The organism is Comamonas sp. (genome assembly GCF_009360615.1).
In the GTDB taxonomy this organism is placed as follows: Bacteria; Pseudomonadota; Gammaproteobacteria; order Burkholderiales; family Burkholderiaceae_C; genus Comamonas.
Genome location: NZ_SPEY01000002.1, coordinates 1 through 19,799, shown reverse-complemented (window position 1 = coordinate 19,799; position 19,799 = coordinate 1). Strand labels below are relative to the sequence as shown.

Genomic DNA, 19,799 nt, shown 5'->3' with positions numbered 1-19,799 from the left:
TGGTGTTGCGTGCGCCTGGGGCTTGTTTGGCCCGTGTTTCGTTCTGACCGCATGCCTGCTTGGTTTTCAGAGAGCGGGCCGAGACTCGTCTTCGGTCGCTGGCGAACAATGACAAGCAACAAGGCCGCAGGCATATGCTGCCTGCGGCCTTGAACAGTGGCGGGTGCCCGAGTCGAGAGCTTAGGCCAGCTTGGCCTTGAGCAGCTCGTTGACCTGGCCGGGATTGGCCTTGCCCTTGGAAGCCTTCATGACCTGGCCGACCAGGGCGTTGAAGGCCTTGTCCTTGCCGGCGCGGTATTGCTCGACATTGGCGGGGTTGGCTGCGATCACTTCGTTGACGATGGCCTCCAGTGCGCCGGTGTCGTTGGACTGCTTGAGATCCTTGGCATCGATCACGGCATCCACGTCCTGGCCTTCGCCGGTCCACAGAGCTTCGAACACCTGCTTGGCCGAGTTGTTGCTGATGACGTTGCCGTGGATGCGGGCGATCAGGGTGCCCAGCTGTTCGGCGCTGACCTTGACCTGGTCCATGCCGATCTCTTCCATGTTCAGGCGGCGCGAGATCTCGCCCATGACCCAGTTGGAGGCCAGCTTGGGCTGGCCGCAGGCCTTGGCGGCGGCTTCGAAGTAGGAGGCCATGGCCTGGCTTTGCGTCAGCGTGGTGGCGTCGTACTCGGGCAGGCCGTATTGCTCGACAAAGCGCGCGGCCATGGCGCGTGGCAGCTCGGGCATCTCGGCCCTGACCTTCTCCACCCATTCAGGCGCCACGACCAGAGGAGGCAGGTCGGGATCGGGGAAGTAGCGGTAGTCGGCTGCGTCTTCCTTGGTGCGCATGGCGCGGGTCTCGCCCGTGTCGGGGTTGAACAGCACGGTGGCCTGCTGGATCTTGTGGCCGTCCTCGAGCTGCTCGATCTGCCAGAGGATTTCGTAATCGATGGCGATCTGCATGTTGCGGAACGAGTTCAGGTTCTTGATCTCGCGGCGTGTGCCCAGCGGCTGGCCGGGCTTGCGCACGGACACGTTGGCGTCGCAGCGGAACGAGCCCTCCTGCATGTTGCCGTCGCAGATGCCGATCCAGGTGACGATCTTGTGCAGCTCCTTGGCGTAGGCCACGGCTTCGGCAGTGGAGCGGATATCCGGTTCGGTCACGATTTCCAGCAGCGGCGTGCCGGCGCGGTTCAGGTCGATGCCGGACTGGCCGATGAACTCGTCGTGCACGGACTTGCCGGCGTCTTCCTCAAGGTGGGCGCGCACCAGGCGCACGGTCTTGAGGACGTTGTTCTTGCCTTCTTCCAGATAGAAGCTGACTTCACCGCCCTGCACCACGGGGATCTCGAACTGGGAGATCTGGTAGCCCTTGGGCAAGTCGGGGTAGAAGTAGTTCTTGCGCGCGAAAATGGAGCGCGGTGCAATCGTCGAGCCCAGGGACAGGCCGAGCTTGATCGCGCATTCCACGGCCTTCTTGTTCATCACCGGCAGCGTGCCGGGCAGAGCCAGATCCACGGCGCTGGCCTGGGTGTTGGGCTCGGCACCGAAGGCGGTGCTGGCGCGGCTGAAAATCTTGCTGCGGGTGGCCAGTTGCGCGTGGGTCTCGAAGCCGATGACGACTTCATAGCCATTGATCAGTTTCACTGTCATGTGTATCTAGTCCTTCCTGCGTCTCTCAAATACCGGCGGGGCTGCGCAGGTGGAAGTCGGTGGCCTGCTGGAAGCGGTGTGCCGCATTCAGCAGTCGGGCTTCGCCGAAGTAGTTGCCGATCAGCTGCAGGCCCACGGGCATGCCGCCGTCGCCAAAGCCTGCGGGCAGTGACAGGCCGGGCAGGCCGGCCAGCGATGCCGGCAGGGTGAAGATGTCGGCCAGGTAGTTGCTCACGGGATCGGCCTTGCCGCCGATGGCCCAGGCCGTCGTCGGCGCGGCCGCGCCGGCGATGACGTCGCAGTCCTTGAAAGCCGCCTGGAAGTCGTCGGCGATCATGCGGCGGATCTTCTGCGCCTGCAGGTAATAGGCGTCGTAATAACCTTCGGACAGCACATAGGCGCCGATCATGATGCGGCGCTTGACCTCGTCGCCAAAGCCTTCGGCGCGGGTCTTCTTGTACATGTCGTTGAGGTCTTCGTACTTGGCGGCGCGGTGGCCGAACTTCACGCCGTCGAAGCGCGAGAGGTTGGACGAAGCCTCGGCCGGAGCCAGGATGTAGTACACGGGCACGGACAGCTCGGTGCGCGGCAGGCTCACGGGCACCAGCCTGGCGCCCAGCTTTTCGTATTCCTTGAGCGCGGCGTCCACGGCTGCGCGGACATCGTCGGACAGGCCTTCGCCAAAGAACTCGGCGGGCACGCCGATGCGCAGGCCTTCGACCGAGTCACCCAGGCGGGCAGTGAAGTCCTCGGCGGGGTAGTCCAGGCTGGTGGAGTCGCGGTCCAGATCGGGGCCGCACATTTCGGAGAGCAGCAGCGCGCAATCTTCGGCGCTGCGGCCCATGGGGCCGGCCTGGTCGAGGCTGGAGGCAAAGGCGATCATGCCGTAGCGACTGGCGCGGCCGTAGGTGGGCTTGATGCCGGTGATGCCGCAGAACGATGCGGGCTGTCGGATCGAGCCACCGGTGTCGGTGCCGGTCACGGCCGGGGCCAGACGCGCGGCCACGGCAGCGGCCGAGCCGCCGGACGAGCCGCCGGGCACGCGCTCGGTGTTCCAGGGGTTGCGCACGGGCTGGGCCGCATCAAAGCCCACGGGGGCCACGGCCGAGTTCTCATTGGCGCCGCCCATGGCGAACTCGTCGCAGTTGAGCTTGCCCAGCGTGACCACGCCGGCATCGGCGAGCTTTTTCACCACGGTGGCGTCAAACGGCGATTGGTAGCCCTCCAGCATCTTGCTGGCGGCGGTGGTGGGGAAGTCCTTGGTGACGAAGATGTCCTTGTGCGCGATGGGCACGCCGGCCAGCTTGCCGCCCTTGCCTTCGGCAATCAGGGCGTCGGCCGCCCGGGCCTGGGCCAGGGTGGCGTCTTCATCGATGGCAACAAAAGCGCCCAGGTGCTGGTGCTGCTTGGCGCGGGCCAGGAAATGCTGGGCGGCTTCGGTGGCGGAGACCTGCTTGGCGCGCAGTTGCGCGGCCAGCTCGGCCACGCTCAATTGGTGGAGTTCGGTTTGGCTCATGTTCTTGTGGTTCCGCGCGTTTATTCGATGACCTTGGGCACGAGGAAGTAACCCTTTTCGGCGGCAGGGGCGTTTTGCATGTTGGCATCGCGGTTATTGCCCTCACTTACCAAATCGTCACGTAGCCGTAAGGCGACGTCCTGGATGGCTGCCACCGGATGTGACAGAGGGCTGACGCCTGAAGTATCCACAGCCTGCATTTTTTCGACGATGCCGAAAAAGTTGTTTAGTTGCGCGAGCATGCGCTTACTTTCGTCTTGCGACAGCTCAAGGCGGGCCAAGTTGGCGATGCGCGCAATGTCTTGATCGTTCAATGCCATAGAAATTATTTAACAGGGCCGCCGCGTGTAAAGCAGTGTTTCTAACCCTGACAGTAGAAGTTATTCACAGGGGATACGGTATTATCTCGGCTTTGCCGCAATACCTCCGTTCGGCTGGTCATTGTGCAAAAAATGCCCACCACCCAGACTCCATTACCTTACATCCCGGCGACGGCCAGCCGATGCGCAAGCCGTGCCTGAGAGGACCCTGAATGTTCGGAGCTTTCCGTCGGTACTTCTCCACCGACCTTGCCATTGACCTTGGCACAGCTAACACCCTGATTTTCGCCCGAGACAAGGGCATTGTTCTGGATGAACCTTCGGTGGTTGCGATCCGTCACGAAGGCGGCCCCCACGGCAAGAAGGTGATCCAGGCGGTCGGCCGCGAAGCCAAGGCCATGCTGGGCAAGGTGCCCGGCAACATCGAAGCGATCCGTCCCATGAAGGACGGCGTGATCGCCGACTTCGTGATCACCGAGCAGATGATCAAGCAGTTCATCAAGATGGTGCACCCGCGCTCGGTGCTGACACCCAGCCCCCGCATCATCATCTGCGTTCCCTGCGGCTCCACCCAGGTCGAGCGCCGCGCCATCAAGGACGCGGCCGAAGCGGCGGGCGCCACGGCCGTGTACCTGATCGAAGAACCCATGGCAGCCGGCATCGGCGCGGGCCTGCCCGTGTCCGAGGCCTCGGGCTCCATGGTGGTGGACATCGGCGGCGGCACGACCGAAGTGGGCGTGATCTCGCTGGGCGGAATGGTCTACAAGGGCTCGGTGCGTGTCGGTGGCGACAAGTTCGACGAGTCCATCATCAGCTATATCCGTCGCAACTACGGCATGCTGATCGGCGAGCCCACGGCAGAGCTGATCAAGAAGCAGATCGGCTCGGCCTTCCCCGGCTCCGAAGTCAAGGAACTGGAAGTCAAGGGTCGTAACCTGTCCGAAGGCGTGCCGCGCAGCTTCACCATCTCTTCCAACGAAGTGCTGGAAGCGCTGACCGATCCGCTCAACCAGATCGTTTCCGCAGTGAAGAACGCGCTGGAGCAGACGCCTCCCGAGCTGGGTGCCGACATCGCCGAGCGCGGCATGATGCTGACCGGCGGCGGCGCGCTGCTGCGCGACCTGGACCGTCTGCTGGCCGAAGAAACCGGTCTGCCCGTGCTGGTGGCCGAAGAACCGCTGACCTGCGTGGTGCGCGGTTGCGGCATGGCCCTGGAGACCATGGATCGCCAGGGCAGCATCTTCACCAGCGATTAATCGCTGTGCAATGTGGTGTTTTGCGGCACGCGGCATAGTGCGCGTACCGCAGCCACTTCCATGAACAGGGCCTGAGTCCGTGATACGCCTGCATACCGCGCTCTCTTTCTGCATTCCTTCTGGTTTGGAAGGCCGTGCGCATGCGGCCATGCCCAGGGAGCGCACATGAGCCTGGACACCCTGGACCACCGCGCCCCATCGCTGTTCAAGCAACAGGCCTCGCGCACTTCCCAGCTTGCCCTCTACAGCGCCTTGGCGCTGTTTTTGATGGTGGCCGATGCGCGTTTCAAGATCACCACGCCCGTTCGCTCAGCCGTGTCGGCGGCGCTGTCGCCCGTGCAATGGCTGGTGGCTCAGCCCGTGCTGGCCTATCAGAACGCCAGCCGCTATGCCGAGGTTCAGCAGCAGGCGGTAGCGCGCGAGGATGCCGCGCGCAAGGAACTGGTCGTCATGGCCCAGCGTGCCGAACTGGCCGACGAGCTGATCAAGGAGAACGAGCACCTGCGCTCGATGCTGGAGCTGCGCGAGCGCTCGCTCACGCCGGGGCAGGTGGCCGAGGTGGTCTATGACAGTCCCGATCCCTACACGCGCCGGGTCGTGATCGACAAGGGGCAGGCCGACGGAATCGAGCCGGGCTCGCCCGTACTCGACGAAAAAGGCGTGATCGGTCAGGTCACGCGTGTCTACCCGACGCGCGCCGAGGTCACGCTGCTGATCGATCGCGATCAGGCCATTCCCGTTTTCAACCCGCGCACCGGTGCGCGCAGTGTGGCCTATGGCGATGCGTCTTCGACACGCGCCGGTGGCCTGGAGCTGCGCTTCATGCCCAGCAATGCCGATGTGCAGGTGGGCGATCTGCTGACCACGAGTGGTATTGACGGGCTGTACCCCCTGGGCCTGCCGGTGGCCACGGTGGTGACGGTAGACCGCCGTGCCGACTCGGCCTTCACCCGCATCTATTGCGAGCCGGTGGGCCGCGTGCAGGGCGTGCGCCATGTGATGGTGCTCAAGCCTCAGGGGCGCACCGAGCATCCGGAGGCCTCCAGCATGCAGGCCAAGGCCGATGCAGAGAAGGCCGACCGTGCCGCCAGGGCGCGGGGCAAGAAAGAAGCCGCCGCTGCCGAAAGGGAGAAGGCTGCCGCTGAAAAGGCGGGGGCCAAGGCGGCGAAGCCCGCAAAGGATCCCGCATGATCATGCCGCGCGGCCAGCAGCTGTTGCTGCCGGTCAACCCTCTGTTCATCGTCGTCACCCTGGTGATCGGACTGGCCATCAATATGCTGCCGCTGGGCCGCATCGTCTGGCTGCCGGACATGCTCCTGTTGCTGTTGGCCTTCTGGAGTCTGAACCAGCCGCAGCGTGTGGGCCTGGGCATTGCCTTTGCGCTGGGTCTGATCATGGATGTGGACCGCGCCTCTCTGCTGGGTCAGCATGCGCTGGCCTACACCTTGCTGGTCTTCGTGACGGGCTGGATGAGTCGCCGTCTGCTCTGGTTCTCGAGCCCCGTGCAGGCGTTGCACCTGCTGCCGCTGTTTGGCGCTGCGCACGGCATCCAGGTGCTGCTGCGCGTGGCGACGGGAGGCATCTTCCCCGGTCTGGAGTTTCTGATTGCTCCGCTGATCGAGACCTTGCTGTGGCCGGTGGTCAGCGTGCTGCTGCTGGCACCCCAGCGCCGTGCTCCCGACAGTGATGAAAACCGTCCTCTGTGAGATGCATTCCCTCCTGAGTCGCCTCGCGCCTGGCTCCCTCTCGCTTCGCGGGGGCGGACGACAGCCCCGCTGCGGGACGGCCCTTGCTCGCTGTCTTTGGGCTGAGGCACGCCGGTGGCGCAGCGCATGCGGGGCGGCAGTGTTGGCTGGGGTCGTCGCATGATGGAGATCCGTAACACCGAAGTCGAGCTGCAGCGCTTTCGCATGCGTGCGATTGTCATGGGCGGTGTGGTGTTTCTGGCGTTTTGCCTGCTGGTCTGGCGCCTGCTGGTGCTGCAGGTGGAGCGCCACGAGGAGTTTGCCGAGCGAGCAGAGAGCAATCGCACGGCAGTGGTTCCCATCGTGCCCAATCGCGGCCAGATCCTGGACCGCAACGGCGTGGTTCTGGCCACCAATTACTCGGCCTACACGCTGGAGATCACGCGCTCCAAGGTCGAGGATCTGGACGAGACCATCGACGGACTCTCCGAGATCTTGGAGATCACGCCGCGCGACCGGCGCAAGTTCAAGCGGCTCATGGACGACTCCAAGAGCTTTGAATCCATTCCGATCCGCTCACGTCTGACGGACGAGGAAGTCGCCAGGTTCGCCGCCCAGCGCTATCGCTTTCCGGGCGTGGACATCAAGGCGAGGCTGTTCCGCACCTACCCGCTCAAGGAAACCGGCAGCCATCTGATCGGATACATCGGTCGCATCAATCAAAGGGAAAAAGAAGAGATTGAAGATTCCGACGATGCTGCCAACTACCGCGGCACCGAGGTCATGGGCAAGCTGGGCGCCGAAAAAAGCTACGAGCTGCAACTGCACGGTCAGACCGGCTGGGAGGAAATGGAGACCTCGGCGGGAGGCCATGCCGTGCGTCGTCTGGGCAGTCGTCCTGCCACGCCGGGACACAGCCTGCAGTTGTCGGTGGATATCAAGCTGCAGAAGATGGTGGAAGACCTCTACGGCAATCGCCGCGGCGTGGCCATCGCCATGGACCCCCGCAATGGCGAGGTGCTGGCCATGGTTAGCAAGCCCACCTACGACCCCAATCTGTTCGTCGACGGCATCGACCAGGAGAGCTGGAAGGCGCTCAACGAATCGCTGGACCGTCCCTTGCTCAACCGTTCCCTGCGCGGTACCTATCCCGTGGGTTCGACCTACAAGCCCTTCATGGGTCTGGCGGGCATAGAGACCGGCAAGCGCACGCCGGGCACGGTGATTCAGGACGGCGGCTCCTGGACGTTCGGCGGCCACACCTTCCGCTCCGGCCACGCGCTGGGGCCGGTGGATCTGGCGCGTGCCATCCAGCACTCCAGCAATGTCTATTTTTACACCCTGGCCAACGAGATGGGGGTGGATGCGATTCACGACTTCATGAAGCCGCTGGGCTTTGGCCAGATCACCGGCATCGACCTGCCCGGCGAGGTGCGCGGTGTGCTGCCCAGCAAGGAGTGGAAGCGCAAGACCTACAAACGTGCCGCGCAGCAGCAATGGTTTGCGGGCGAGACGATTTCTCTGGGGATCGGTCAGGGCTACAACAATTTCACCATCCTCCAGCTCTCGCATGCGCTGGCCACGCTGGTCAACAACGGCCTGAGCTTCACACCCCATGTGGGCAAGGAGCTGATCGACTCCGTGACCGGCGTGAGAACGCCGATTGTTCAGCCGGCGCCCGTCAACCTGGGCTTCAAGCAGAGCAATGTCGATGCCGTCAAGCGGGGCATGGTGGGCGTGGTGACCGGAGGCACGGGGCGTGGTGTCTTTGGCAGTGCCAGCTATCTGTCGGGCGGCAAGACCGGTACGGCCCAGGCCGTGAGCGTGGGCCAGAAGGAAAAATACAACGCTGCGCGTCTGGCCGAGTATCAGCGCGACCATTCGCTCTATATCGCCTACGGGCCCGCAGAGGCACCCAGGATTGCCGTGGCGGTGATTGTGGAAAACGCCGGCTTCGGTGCGGCAGCTGCCGCACCCATCGCGCGCCGCATCCTGGACTACTGGCTGGTGGGCAACTATCCGAGCGAGGCAGATATCGCTGCCGTGCGCCAGGGCAAGGCGGGCGCTCCGATAGGCACGCCGCGCCGTGTGGAAGACATCCCGGTGCTGTCCGACGACGAGACAGCGCCCTGATGTATTGAGCGCTGGTTACGCATGCCTTGAAGGGGTTCAGCGCAGGAATGCGTCATAACCCGTTTTGAGGATCAGCAGGCTGACCACGCCGATGAAAATCGTGCGCACAAAGCCCGTGCCGTGGCGCAAGGCCATCCAGGTGCCCAGCATGCTGCCCAGCACATTGGCCACGGCCAGCGGGATGGCAAAGTGCCACCAGACATGGCCCTTGAGCGTGAACAGCAGCAGTGCCGCGGCGTTGGAAGCCAGGTTCAGCAGCTTGGCGCTGGCCGAAGCGTTGAGGAAGTCATAGCCCAGCAGGCGAACGAACAGGAACACGAAGAAGCTGCCCGTGCCTGGGCCGAAGAAGCCGTCGTAGAAACCGATCAGCAGACCGATGGCGCTGGCGGTCAGCATCTCGGTGCGGGCTGCCAGGCGCGGCTCGTGGTCGCGGCCCAGCTCTTTTTTGGCCAGGGTGTAGCCCAGCACGCCCAGCAGGATGAAGGGCAGCAGCTTGCGCAGAAAATCGGGCGAGATCAGCGTCACCGCCCAGGCACCCAGAAAAGCGCCCACCAGCGTCGTGCCGATGGCGGGCAGCAGCGTCGCCCAGGTGATGTGCACGCGCTTGCTGTACTGCCAGGCGGAAATGGCCGTGCCCCAGACGGCGGCGCTCTTGTTGGTGCCGAACAGTGTGGCGGGCGTGGTGGTAGGGAAGGCTGCAAACATGGCGGGCACCAGAATCAGTCCGCCGCCTCCCACGATGGCGTCAACAAACCCGGCCATGGCCGAGGCGAGGGAAACAAGAATCCATTCCATGGAGCAAATGCCTGCAATTGGTGCATGCCGTATGCAGCGCCGGTCGCCGCAGGGGCGGCGCTGCTGAAGGCGGGATGAAGAAGCCGGCAGAGGGCGGTTGTGAACGCCCGAAGTTGGCGCCGGCATTGTCGCACCGCCGCCCCAAGCTTGTGCGCCGGCATAAAAAAAGCGCCCGCTGAGGGGCGCTTTTGAACGCATCTTTGATGCTTTTATGTGTATAGGTCTGGTTGTGTCGAGTTGTCTCCTCGGCCCTCCATGCTGCTTCGTGGAGCAGCGAGAGTGACGAGAATGTAAGGGCTGCACCTGTGTGGTGCATTGGGGAATTCCCTTGGGTTATATCAAAAACGTCTGACAAATGAATCGGAAAGTTTTGTGACATCCTGATCGGTTTGGAGATTTTTTAAAAACAATAGCGTCATTTGCTTATAAGCAAAAGATCTCAGAAGACCTTGTTGTGGGCCTCATGCCGCCGGGCGGAAATTTTCCGCCCACAGCGGATGGTTGCTGCGGCGACGGCTTTCGGGGGGCGAACCGGCTTTTCACAGTGAATCACTGGGTCTTTCAGCGGCCGCTTTTCAGGCGGCGGCACGAATCCATTCCGCGGCCTTTTCGGCCATCATCAGCGTGGGGCTGTTGGTATTGCCGCTGGTGATGGTGGGCATGGCACCGGCATCGACCACGCGCAGACCCTGCACGCCGCGCACCCTGAAGCGGCTGTCCAGCACCGCCATCGGGTCGTCGGCGCGCCCCATCTTGGTCGTCCCCACGGGATGGAAGATGGTGGTGGCGATGTCGCCGGCCAGGCGTGCCAGATCTTCGTCGCTCTGGTATTGCCGTCCGGGCTTGAACTCCTCTGGCCGGAAGGGTGCGAGCGCGGGCTGGCTGACGATGCGGCGCGTGACGCGCAGACTGTCGGCCGCCACCTGCCGGTCTTCGGCCGTGGAGAGGTAATTGGGCGCAATGGCCGGCGCCTGGCGGAAGTCGGCACTTTGCAGCTGCACCGTGCCGCGGCTGCCGGGGTTGAGGTTGCAGACGCTGGCCGTGAAGGCGGCAAAGTCATGCAGGGGCTCGCCGAAGGCGTCCAGCGACAGCGGTTGCACGTGGTATTGCAGATTCGGGTGGGCCCGAGCCGGGTCGCTACGCGTGAAGGCACCGAGCTGCGAGGGTGCCATGCTCATGGGGCCGCTGCGCCGCAGCGCGTATTCGAGTGCGATGGCTGCCTTGCCCCAGAGACTGCCGGCCATGGTGTTGAGCGTCTTTGCGTTGTGCACCTTGTAGACCGAACGAATTTGCAGGTGATCCTGCAGATTGGAACCCACACCGGGCAGGTCGCGGCGCACGGCCACGCCATGGCGCTGCAGCAGTTCACCGGGGCCTAGGCCCGACAGCTGAAGGATATGCGGCGAGTTCACCGCGCCTGCACAGAGCAGCACTTCGCAGCCGGCCTGCACCGTGACCATCTCCTGGCCGGTCCAGACTTCGGCTCCGGTGCAGCGCTGGCCGCCGTCCGGCAGATCCTCCAGAAGCAGCCGGCATACCTGGGCGCGGGTCCACATCTCGAAGTTGGGGCGGCCATAGCAGGTGGGGCGCAGAAAGGCCTTGGCCGTGTTCCAGCGCAGGCCTGATTTCTGGTTGACCTCGAAATAGCCCACGCCTTCGTTGCAGCCCCGGTTGAAATCGTCGGTGGCGGGGATGCCGGCCTGCTGCGCGGCCTGGGCAAAGGCGTCGAGGATGTCCCAGCGCAAGCGCTGCTTCTCCACCCGCCATTCGCCGCTGCCGCCGGTGCTCAGGCTACCGTGCAGGCGCCGGAACTCCTCGCTGGCGTCGCCTCCTGCGTCCAGGCGCCAATGGTCCTCATGTTGCCGGAAGGCCGGCAGCACCTGCTCCCAGCGCCAGGTGTCGTCGCCGGTCAGCTCTGCCCATTGCTCGTAGTCGCGGGCCTGACCGCGCATGTAGATCATGCCGTTGATGCTGGAGCAGCCACCCAGCGTCTTGCCGCGCGGGTAGCGCAGGCGGCGGCCGTTGAGGCCGGGGTCGGGCTCGGTCTGATAGAGCCAGTCGGTGCGCGGGTTGCCGATGCAATAGAGGTAGCCGACTGGGATGTGGATCCAGTGGTAGTCATCCTTGCCGCCGGCCTCGATCAGCAGAACCCGGTGATTCTTGTTGCGGGTGAGACGGTTGCACAGCAGCGAACCTGCGGTGCCGCCGCCGATGACGATGTAGTCGAACTGGGTGTCACTCATGGGCAGATCAAAAGGCCGGGTATGGCTTGGCGAACAGGCCATACCTTCAGGCAGTCATGGGCAAAAAGGCCTGTTGATTAGGTGCGATGACCTTGGCAGTGTCGAGAGGGAAAGCGCTCGCACACTCCTGTTTTGGAAGCTGCCGATGCAATGCCAGTTTTGATTTCCACAAGTTTTTGATAAAAATTGCAACGCTATCATTGCGAGGCATGCGGCTGTGGCCTACGTACCGCGTTTGGCATGCTCCTTGCCGAGCGCGTTATGCTGCCCCCTGCGGCCAGCCTGTCTCCCTCATGTCTTAGGAAGCTTTTCTTTGCCCAGCCCAGACCAACTACCTCAATGTCCTCTGCAGTCCCGTGATGGTCTGCGATGGGCCGTGCCTGCGGGCCGCTGGAGTGCTGCCGAGCTGGGCGACCGCCGTATCTGGCGTCATCTGGCTCCGCAGATCAAGGCGGTGCCCAAGGATGCGGCCTGGGATTTGCAGCAAATGGTCTGGTTGGACCATATCGGCGCGCAGCTGCTGTGGGAGCAGTGGGACAAGGCCTGGCCAACGCACTTGCTGACAACCCCAAACCAGCGATCCATGCTGGAGCGAGTGGCGCGATTCAGCGAGGTGCCCGAGCCCAAGCCCGAGCCCTCGGGCTGGATGTGCGAGATCAATCAGCTGGGCCAGATGGTGATCGATGCCTGCGGGCACTTTGCCAATCTGATCCGGCTGGTCGGTCAGTTGCTGCTGGATTGCCTGCGACTGCTGCGCAATCCCCTGCGCGGCCCCTGGCGCGACATTTCGGGACATCTTTATGCGACCGGCGCGACGGCGCTGCCGATCACGGCCCTGGTGGGCTTTCTGATCGGCGTGGTGCTGGCCTATCTGATGGCTTTGCAGCTGCGCCAGTTCGGGGCGGAGTCCTTTATCGTCAATATTCTGGGCATTTCACTGATCCGGGAGCTGGGGCCGCTGCTGGCGGCCATTCTGGTGGCGGGGCGCAGCGGCTCGGCGATCACGGCACAGATCGGCGTGATGCGCGTGACCGAGGAACTCGATGCCATGCAGGTCATGGGCATCTCCCAGGGCTACCGGCTGGTGCTGCCGCGTGCGCTGGCGCTGGCCGTGTCCATGCCGCTGGTGGCCCTGTGGACCATCCTGGCGGCCCTGGCCGGGGGCATGGTCGCGGCCGACCTGACCATGGACATCACCCCGTCCTACTTCGTGCAGAGCCTGCCTGCGGCCGTGAAGGTCGGCAATCTGGTGCTGGCCATGGGCAAGTCCGTGGTGTTCGGCGTGCTGATTGCCCTGATCGGCTGTCACTGGGGCTTGCAGGTGGAGCCCAATACCCAGAGCCTGGGGCGCGGCACCACGGCCGCCGTGGTGTCTTCCATCACCATGGTGATCATCGTGGATGCCATCTTCGCCATCCTCTTCAGAAACGTGGGCTTTTAGGATGAACTACCCCCTGCGCGGCTTCGCCACTTCCCCCAAGGGGGACGACACCCTCGCTGCGGTGCGGCCCTTGCTCGGCATCTCTGGCTTGGGTTGCGCCAGCCTCATGGTGCGGGGGGCAGGCCAATGACAGAGGTGATGCAGAACCGCCGTATCGAGGGGGCCGTGGGCGAATACGCGCCGCCGCAGGATGTGAAGCCCCTGGTGCAGGCGGTGGACCTGTGGACCGAGTTTGGCGAGGGCGAGTCGCGCTTTGCCGTTCACCAGGACCTGAATTTCGATGTCTACCCGGGCGAGATCCTGGCCCTGGTGGGGGGCTCCGGCACGGGCAAGACCGTGCTGCTGCGCCAGATCCTCGGCCTGCTTTCGCCTTCGCGCGGCACGGTGTCCGTGGACGGTCGGCCCTCGCGCGAGGTCATCAGCGGCGAGCTGGCGGCGAGTCAGGTGGGCATGCTGTTCCAGCAAGGGGCACTGTATTCGGCCTTCAATGTGCTGGACAACATCGCCTTTGCGCTGAGAGAGCAGGGCACCCTGCCCGATGCCGTGGTGCGCGATGCGGCCATGGTCAAGCTGCAGATGGTGGGCCTCAAGCCGGAACATGCCTCGCGCATGCCCGCAGACCTGTCTGGCGGCATGATCAAGCGTGTGGCGCTGGCGCGTGCGCTGATGATGGATCCGCCGCTGCTGCTGCTGGACGAACCCACCGCCGGACTGGACCCCAAGGGCTCTGACGAGTTCTGCGAGCTGCTGCGCGATATCCATGCCGAGCTGGGCCTGACCGTGATCATGGTCACCCACGACCTGGATACGCTGTTCGCGCTGTCCACGCGCGTGGCCGTGCTGGCCGAGAAAAAAGTGCTGTTCACCGGAGCGCCGCGCGATGTGGCCCAGATCAAGCACCCGTTTATCGAACATTTTTTCCAGGGAGAGCGTGGCCGCCGTGCCATGGCCCCGGTGCAAGGCGGCGCGGCCGCAGAGGAACGCTGATGGAAAACAAGTCCCATGCCATGGCTGCCGGCATCTTTGTGCTGGTGGTTGCGGCCCTGCTGGCAGGGCTGGCCGTCTGGCTGACGCGCGACAACCGCGAATACCAGCTCTACGAAATGTCCACCAAGGACGGTGTCAGCGGCCTGCAGCCCCAGGCCACGGTGCGCTACAAGGGCGTGCCCGTGGGCAAGGTCGTGCGCATCGGCTTTGACCCGCAGATCCCCGGCAATGTGCTGATTCGCATCGCCGTGGGCGAGGACACGCCTGTCACGCCGGCCACCTATGCCCAGCTGGGCTATCAGGGGGTGACAGGTCTGGCCCATATCCAGCTCGATGATGACAGCCGGGCCTCGCAGCCGCTCAAGCCCGGCCCCGGCGGCCTGCCGCGCCTGCCCATGAAGTCCTCTCCCTTGAACATGCTGGCCGACCAGGGGCCGGTGTTGCTGGAGCGGGTTGACGAAATTTCACGCCGTCTCAATGCCATGCTGGGAGAGGACAACCAGAAGCGGGTGAGTGCGGCGCTGGACAATATCGCCGCAGCATCCGGCGGGATCAAGGATCTGGCCGAGACCATGAACAAGACCGCCAAGGACTTTCCTCAGCTCACGGCGGATGCGCACCAGACCCTGCAGTCCCTGACCAAGGCCGGCAATGCCGCCACGGGCGTGGCGACCGATCTGCAGCAGACCGTGCGCAAGGTGAATGCGCCCGACGGCCCGCTGCAGCAGATTGCCGAGGGCACGCAGGCCCTGTCGCAGGCGGCTGAGTCATTGGGGCGCAGCACCCTGCCGCGCATGAACGGCGCGGCCGACGATGTCTCGCGGGCGGCGCGCACCATGGGCGCTGCAGCGGGTCGCTTCAACGACAACCCCCAGTCCGTCATCTACGGCCAGGGCCTGGGCCTGCCTGGCCCCGGCGAACCCGGTTTTGTGGCTCCGAAGTGAATCGGAAACAAGGACATGATTCGCGCACATCGGACCGGGCAGAGTGTTCTTTGACGATGGAAATTCCCGTTGCCCCTTCCCGTTTGCGTCAGACCTAAAGGAATAAACATGGCAGACACCAAGGTTTCACTCGCAGGCTGCGGAGCATGGCGATTGCTGGGCGCTTCTTCTCTGGTGCTGGCACTGGCCGCCTGCTCAGGCCTGCCCACGGCGCCCACACAGCCGGTACGCTATGACCTGGGCATGACCGATATCGCATTGCCGGTCGCAACTGCGGCCGCGTCGTCCGTCGCTCCGGTGCCGCTGGTGCTGGCCGAAGTCCAGGCTCCGGGGCTGCCCGAGGGCTTGACATCCATGTTCTACCGCCTGAACTACAGCGACAGCCAGCAACTGCGTGCCTACCAGAACGCGCGCTGGAGCCTGCCTCCGGCCCAGATGGTGGAGCAGCGCCTGCGCATGCGTCTGGGGCTGGAGCGTCCCGTGCTTTCGGGCAAGGACAATGTCCGTGCCGTGTTGTCCGACAAGCGCTCGATTGCGCAGTTGCGCGTGACGGTGGACGAGTTCAGCCAGGTCTTTGACAGTGCCAGCAGCAGCCGTGCGGTGCTGCGCCTGAGTGCCAGCCTGATTGGTGCCGGAGAGAGCGCGGGCAACCAGTTGCTGGGCCAGAAGGTGTTCACGGTCGACATGCCCTCGAGTGCCGCCGACGCGGCCGGAGGTGCCCAGGCCATGGCGCGTGCGGTGGATGAGGCGGCGGCCCAGATCAGCCGCTGGCTGAAGGGGTACGGGCGCTAGGTCGTCCTGCCCTCCGAGGCGGGATCGCCCGCAAAGCCCGGCCCTGCAGGGCTTTGGGGATGTCGGGCCATTTTTCGAGGCAGGCAGGCCAATGATTTGCTGATGTGGGTCAATGGCTGGGAGCGGTCTTGTTCTTAAGCTGCCAGTTCCTCCAACTCGCACAAGGAACTGCCATGGCCAGCCTCGAATGGAATGCCGCCCTCATCCTGGATTTTCCCGTCATGGATGCGGTGCATGAGGAGTTCGTGACCCTGCTGGCCGAGGTGGAGGCTGCCGCCGACGAGCAACTGTGCGGGCTCTGGGACGCGCTGATTGCCCACACCCAGCAGCACTTCGATCAGGAGGATCGCTGGATGCAGACCACGGGATTTGCCACAGGCAACTGCCACAGCCAGCAGCACAAGGTGGTGCTGGCCGTCCTGCGCGAGGGGGCCGCCAAGGGAGGGCAGGGCGATCTGGCCACCATCCGCCATATGGCGGCCGAGCTGGGGCCCTGGTTCAGTCACCATGCACAGAACATGGACGCCGCCCTGGCCCTGCATATGCGCCGCGCAGGCTTTGACCCGGTGACCGGCGCGGTGCTGATGCCCGATGCGTTGCCTGCAGAGCCCATCACCGGCTGTGGTGGTGCCTGCGGTGAAGCTGAAAAAATGGAAGCGGCCACTGCCTGAAGCAGACACGCGCTGAGGCGGAAGACAGCGAGCAAGCGCCTCCGCGCAGCGAAGCTGCCGTCCCCCGCGACGCGGTGCAACCGCTCAGGGGGTCAAGGGTAGATCGCCGGTGAGGCCAGGATGGGGAATATCTTGACCAGGCCTCCCGCCATCACCTCGATGGCCAGAGCGGCCAGGATCAGGCCCATGAGCCGGGTCATCACATTGATGCCGGTCTTGCCCAGCACGCGGGCAATCGGATGGGCCAGTGAAAAGCACAGCATGATGGCGGCAGCCACCACCACGCCGTAGCCGACCAGCGCCACATGCTGCCAGACGGTGCGCGCCTGATCGGCATAGATCACCACGGTGGACATGGCGGCAGGCCCGGTCAGCAGGGGGATGGTCAGCGGCACGACGGCAATGCTGTTGCCTTCGGCGGCCTTCTCGACGCCGGCTGCCAGCGTGGCGTTGTTGGGCCGGTCTTCGGCGGGCCGGGCGTTGAGCATGTTCATCGCGCTGATGAGCAGAAGCAGGCCGCCGCCGACCTGAAAGCTCTGCAGGGAGATGTTGAAGAACTGCAGAATCTGCAACCCCAGCAACGCACAGACTGCAATCACGCAGAATGCGGCAAAGGCGGCGGTACGAATGGTCTGCCAGCGCTGCTCGGCGTTGAAGCCGGCCGTGTAGTGGATGAAGAACGGAACAATGGCCAGCGGGTTGATGATGGCGACCAGGGTGATCAGTGGCTTGAGATCCATTACAGCTCGCCTCCGGGGATGAGGGGCTTCTTGCGACTGTCGGCCTGTTGTGGGGTTGGAATGGCTGGCATGAACACTCCTGTGAAAAAATGAGCGGACCGTCGACGCGGCAGCAACCATTACAGCATTGCTGGCGGCCGCGTCGCGGATTTCTCTTTTGAATCATGTTAAGGAGCTTCGCAATGGGCAGCTTTGTTGAACTGACGGCCGTGGATGGCGCAAAAATCCCCGCTTATGTGGCCATGCCCGAGGGCCAGGCATGCGGTGCCATCGTGGTGCTGCAGGAGATCTTTGGCGTGAACTCGCATATCCGTTCCGTGGCAGATCGCTATGCTGCCCAGGGGTATGTAGCCGTGGCTCCCGCCATGTTCGCCCGCGTCAAGCCCGATGTGGAGCTGGGCTATGGCGAAGACGACATGAAGGCAGGCGTTGCCCTGAAGACGGCGGTGGAAGCCTTGCCTGCGCCGGGAGCGCTGCGCGATGTGGAGGCGGCGGTGGCCCATGCCGCGACGCTGGTGCCCGGCGGCAAGATCGGCGTGGTGGGCTTTTGCTGGGGCGGCCTGATGACCTGGCGCTCGGCCTGCAATCTGGCCAGTGTTTCGGCGGCAGTCTGCTATTACGGCGGCGGCATGACGGGCGAGCTGGAAGCCAGCCGTCAGGCGCTGTGCCCGGTGCTGGCCCACTTCGGCAGCAAGGATCACTACATCTCGCTGGAGTCCGTCGAAGCCTTCGGGAAGGCTCAACCCAAGGTGGAAGTCCATGTCTACGAAGCCGATCACGGCTTCAACTGCGACCAGCGCGGCTCCTACAACGAAGCCGCTGCAGCGTTGGCAGGTGAGCGCACTCTGGCCTTCTTCGCCCAGCACCTGGGTTGATATAAAAACAATAGCTGCTTGTGCTTGATATATAAGCGCAAGTAGCTGTTTTTATCTAAAGCCCGTTGCCGCTGGGCGGTCCCCCATCAGAGACATCAAGCAAGCGCCGCCGCGCAGCGAGGATGTCGTCCCCCTTGGGGGAAGGCGCGGAAGCGCCTCAGGGGGTCATTCTTTTTCTTCGCTTTCCAGATAGCGCCTGCGCCAGAAATAGGCCACGAGCACCACGGTGATGATCACCATGGCGACCAGGGCCCAGATGAAGCCGTCCTTCTTGTGCACGAACGGTATGAACTCGAAGTTCATGCCGAAGATGCCGGCAATCAGGTTCAGCGGCAGAAAGATGGCCGTCACCGTGGTCAGCGTGCGCATGATGTCGTTGGCGCGGTTGCTCTGGGCCGAAAAGTGCATCTGGACGGCGGTCTCGGCGCTTTGCTCCATGCGATGGATGTGGTGGGTCACGCGCTCGATATGTTCGAGCACGTCGCGCGAGCGCACACGCAGCAGCTCGCGCTCGTGCTGGCGCGCGGGGGTGTGCTCGGGTGGCCAGCCCTCCAGCGCCTCGGTCCAGTCCTGCACGGCGGCGCGCTGGTCTTCGCAGATTTCGTCGAGCTGGTGCAGTGCCAGGCGTACATCGAGCACGCTGGCCCAGTTGCTGAAGCGCTTGTCGGGCTTGAGCAGTGCCATCTGCCAATGGTCGATCTGGCGCGTCAGCGTGCGGCGCAGGTCCAGGTAGCCGTCCACCATGCTGTTGACCATGCGCAGCATCAGGTCCGCAGGCTCCGCGGGCATTTTGCTGCTGGCCTGCCGGCCGTCGGTCTTGGCGGGCCCGGAGATCAGGCGCTGCCAGAAGTTTTCCACCACAAAGCAGCCGTCAGGGTGCACGGACAGCAGAATCTGGTCATAGAGCGCAAAGCCCACGGGCTGGGTTTCCACACGCTGCAGCACCGGCGCTTCGCGCTGGCCGCTGTGGGCCAGGCTGTGGGATGGCGGCGGGGCGCTGGATGCCGCACTGCCGGTGCCGGCCGCCAGGATAGGCGGTGCTGCCACGGCAGGCGCGGGCGAGGCATGGCTGCCGTTGAGCGGAGGCAGATGGGCGTTGGCCAGGCGCCGGAACACCAGCACGTCGTACACCGAGGTGTAGTCGTAATTGGAAGGGATGGCAGGATTGAGCAGGTCGGAGACATGCAGGTCCACGAGGGCTGAGCCGCCCAGCCTGGCCAGCATGGTCTGGATGGCGGGCAACTGAGCCTCCAGCTCAGAGCGCGTGCAGGAGACCCAGTAAAACCCCGTTGTCGCCGCCTGTGTGGGCAGCCCGTCAACAGGCTGGGCATAGAGGGGAGAGATATGCAGCACGCGCATGGGAGTTGGCAGCCTCGATGTCAGTGCGAAAGCGGATGCAGAAACGGCCCGGGTCAGCAGGCCGGGCCGTCAGATCATGCCTGAAATGCCTTCAAACGCAAGATTGACATGCGCTGATAGCTATCAATTTTGTTACAGGCCGCGCAGCTTTCTGGCGGCGTCGATGGCAAAGTAGGTCAGGATGCCGTCGGCGCCGGCGCGCTTGAAGGCCAGCAGGGCCTCCATCATGACGGCGTCATGATCGAGCCAGCCGTTGGCGGCAGCGGCCTTGAGCATGGCGTATTCGCCGGAGACCTGGTAGGCGAAGGTCGGCACCTTGAACTCGTCCTTGACGCGGCGCACCACGTCCAGATACGGCATGCCGGGCTTGACCATGACCATGTCCGCGCCTTCGGCGATGTCCT

The 19,799-nt window shown here is 64.1% G+C and carries 17 protein-coding genes and 1 pseudogene; 10 read left to right on the top strand and 8 right to left on the bottom strand.

The window, feature by feature from the left end; all coding sequences use genetic code 11:
* Positions 1-180: 180 nt before the first annotated feature.
* From gatB to gatC, 3 genes are read right to left on the bottom strand one after another with little or no spacing between them, the layout of a single operon-like run.
* Positions 181-1,638 (bottom strand): Asp-tRNA(Asn)/Glu-tRNA(Gln) amidotransferase subunit GatB, encoded by a 1,458-nt coding sequence (gatB, locus tag E2583_RS00430; protein WP_291592132.1) that lies wholly within the window; start codon positions 1,636-1,638, stop codon positions 181-183.
* 25 nt (positions 1,639-1,663) lie between these two features.
* The gene (gatA, locus tag E2583_RS00425; RefSeq protein ID WP_291592131.1) at positions 1,664-3,154 is read right to left on the bottom strand and encodes an Asp-tRNA(Asn)/Glu-tRNA(Gln) amidotransferase subunit GatA; all 1,491 of its coding nucleotides are present in this window, start codon (positions 3,152-3,154) and stop codon (positions 1,664-1,666) included.
* A gap of 20 nt (positions 3,155-3,174) precedes the next feature.
* The gene (gatC, locus tag E2583_RS00420; protein WP_003070403.1) at positions 3,175-3,474 is read right to left on the bottom strand and encodes an Asp-tRNA(Asn)/Glu-tRNA(Gln) amidotransferase subunit GatC; all 300 of its coding nucleotides are present in this window, start codon (positions 3,472-3,474) and stop codon (positions 3,175-3,177) included.
* Between the two features lie 212 nt (positions 3,475-3,686).
* Here gatC and E2583_RS00415 point away from each other — a divergent pair, with 212 nt between their 5' ends.
* The 4 genes from E2583_RS00415 (at position 3,687) to mrdA (ending at position 8,548) form a co-directional block, all read left to right on the top strand.
* Entirely contained in the window at positions 3,687-4,730 is a 1,044-nt protein-coding gene (locus E2583_RS00415) for a rod shape-determining protein (protein ID WP_003059473.1), read from the top strand.
* A gap of 165 nt (positions 4,731-4,895) precedes the next feature.
* Positions 4,896-5,921 carry a rod shape-determining protein MreC gene (mreC, locus tag E2583_RS00410; RefSeq protein ID WP_291592127.1) on the top strand — a complete coding sequence of 342 codons (1,026 nt, stop codon included), beginning with the start codon at positions 4,896-4,898 and terminating at the stop codon, positions 5,919-5,921.
* Positions 5,918-6,436, top strand: a complete 519-nt coding sequence (gene mreD / locus E2583_RS00405) for a rod shape-determining protein MreD (RefSeq protein WP_291592125.1) — start codon at positions 5,918-5,920, stop codon at positions 6,434-6,436. The genes mreC and mreD overlap by 4 nt, the downstream gene beginning before the upstream one ends.
* 159 nt (positions 6,437-6,595) lie before the next feature.
* Positions 6,596-8,548 carry a penicillin-binding protein 2 gene (gene mrdA, locus E2583_RS00400; protein WP_291592124.1) on the top strand — a complete coding sequence of 651 codons (1,953 nt, stop codon included), beginning with the start codon at positions 6,596-6,598 and terminating at the stop codon, positions 8,546-8,548.
* Positions 8,549-8,584: 36 nt separating this feature from the next.
* Here the strand turns inward: mrdA and E2583_RS00395 are convergent, their stop codons facing one another.
* Together E2583_RS00395 and E2583_RS00390 are read right to left on the bottom strand one after the other, a co-directional pair.
* On the bottom strand, positions 8,585-9,343 hold the full coding sequence (locus tag E2583_RS00395) for a TSUP family transporter (protein WP_291592122.1): 759 nt from the start codon (positions 9,341-9,343) through the stop codon (positions 8,585-8,587).
* Between the two features lie 575 nt (positions 9,344-9,918).
* Positions 9,919-11,586 carry a GMC family oxidoreductase gene (locus tag E2583_RS00390; protein ID WP_291592120.1) on the bottom strand — a complete coding sequence of 556 codons (1,668 nt, stop codon included), beginning with the start codon at positions 11,584-11,586 and terminating at the stop codon, positions 9,919-9,921.
* Positions 11,587-11,899: 313 nt separating this feature from the next.
* On the opposite strand from E2583_RS00390, the gene E2583_RS00385 reads away from it, so the two are divergent.
* The 5 genes from E2583_RS00385 to E2583_RS00365 all read left to right on the top strand — a co-directional run bounded on the left by E2583_RS00385 (position 11,900) and on the right by E2583_RS00365 (position 16,421).
* Positions 11,900-13,027, top strand: coding sequence for an ABC transporter permease (locus tag E2583_RS00385; RefSeq protein ID WP_291592119.1), 1,128 nt, complete (start codon positions 11,900-11,902; stop codon positions 13,025-13,027).
* A 138-nt stretch (positions 13,028-13,165) separates the two neighbouring features.
* Complete coding sequence (locus tag E2583_RS00380) at positions 13,166-14,014, top strand: ABC transporter ATP-binding protein (protein WP_291592117.1); 849 nt, start codon at positions 13,166-13,168, stop codon at positions 14,012-14,014.
* Complete coding sequence (locus E2583_RS00375; RefSeq protein ID WP_291592115.1) at positions 14,014-14,958, top strand: MlaD family protein; 945 nt, start codon at positions 14,014-14,016, stop codon at positions 14,956-14,958. The genes E2583_RS00380 and E2583_RS00375 overlap by 1 nt, the downstream gene beginning before the upstream one ends.
* A 108-nt stretch (positions 14,959-15,066) precedes the next feature.
* Positions 15,067-15,750, top strand: a complete 684-nt coding sequence (locus E2583_RS00370; protein ID WP_291592114.1) for an ABC-type transport auxiliary lipoprotein family protein — start codon at positions 15,067-15,069, stop codon at positions 15,748-15,750.
* A gap of 173 nt (positions 15,751-15,923) precedes the next feature.
* Positions 15,924-16,421 (top strand): hemerythrin domain-containing protein, encoded by a 498-nt coding sequence (locus E2583_RS00365; protein ID WP_291592112.1) that lies wholly within the window; start codon positions 15,924-15,926, stop codon positions 16,419-16,421.
* A 92-nt stretch (positions 16,422-16,513) separates the two neighbouring features.
* Here the strand turns inward: E2583_RS00365 and E2583_RS00360 are convergent, their stop codons facing one another.
* Positions 16,514-17,161, bottom strand: a complete 648-nt coding sequence (locus tag E2583_RS00360; RefSeq protein WP_291592111.1) for a MarC family protein — start codon at positions 17,159-17,161, stop codon at positions 16,514-16,516.
* A gap of 182 nt (positions 17,162-17,343) precedes the next feature.
* Between E2583_RS00360 and E2583_RS00355 the strand changes: the two genes are divergently transcribed.
* A complete protein-coding gene (locus tag E2583_RS00355; RefSeq protein WP_291592110.1) occupies positions 17,344-18,036 on the top strand; it encodes a dienelactone hydrolase family protein in 693 nt (230 codons plus the stop codon).
* 165 nt (positions 18,037-18,201) lie between these two features.
* Here the strand turns inward: E2583_RS00355 and E2583_RS00350 are convergent, their stop codons facing one another.
* Both E2583_RS00350 and E2583_RS00345 read right to left on the bottom strand, forming a co-directional pair.
* A complete protein-coding gene (locus E2583_RS00350) occupies positions 18,202-19,395 on the bottom strand; it encodes a magnesium transporter CorA family protein (RefSeq protein ID WP_291592109.1) in 1,194 nt (397 codons plus the stop codon).
* A gap of 132 nt (positions 19,396-19,527) precedes the next feature.
* Positions 19,528-19,799, bottom strand: a pseudogene (locus E2583_RS00345) (porphobilinogen synthase); the annotation flags it as partial.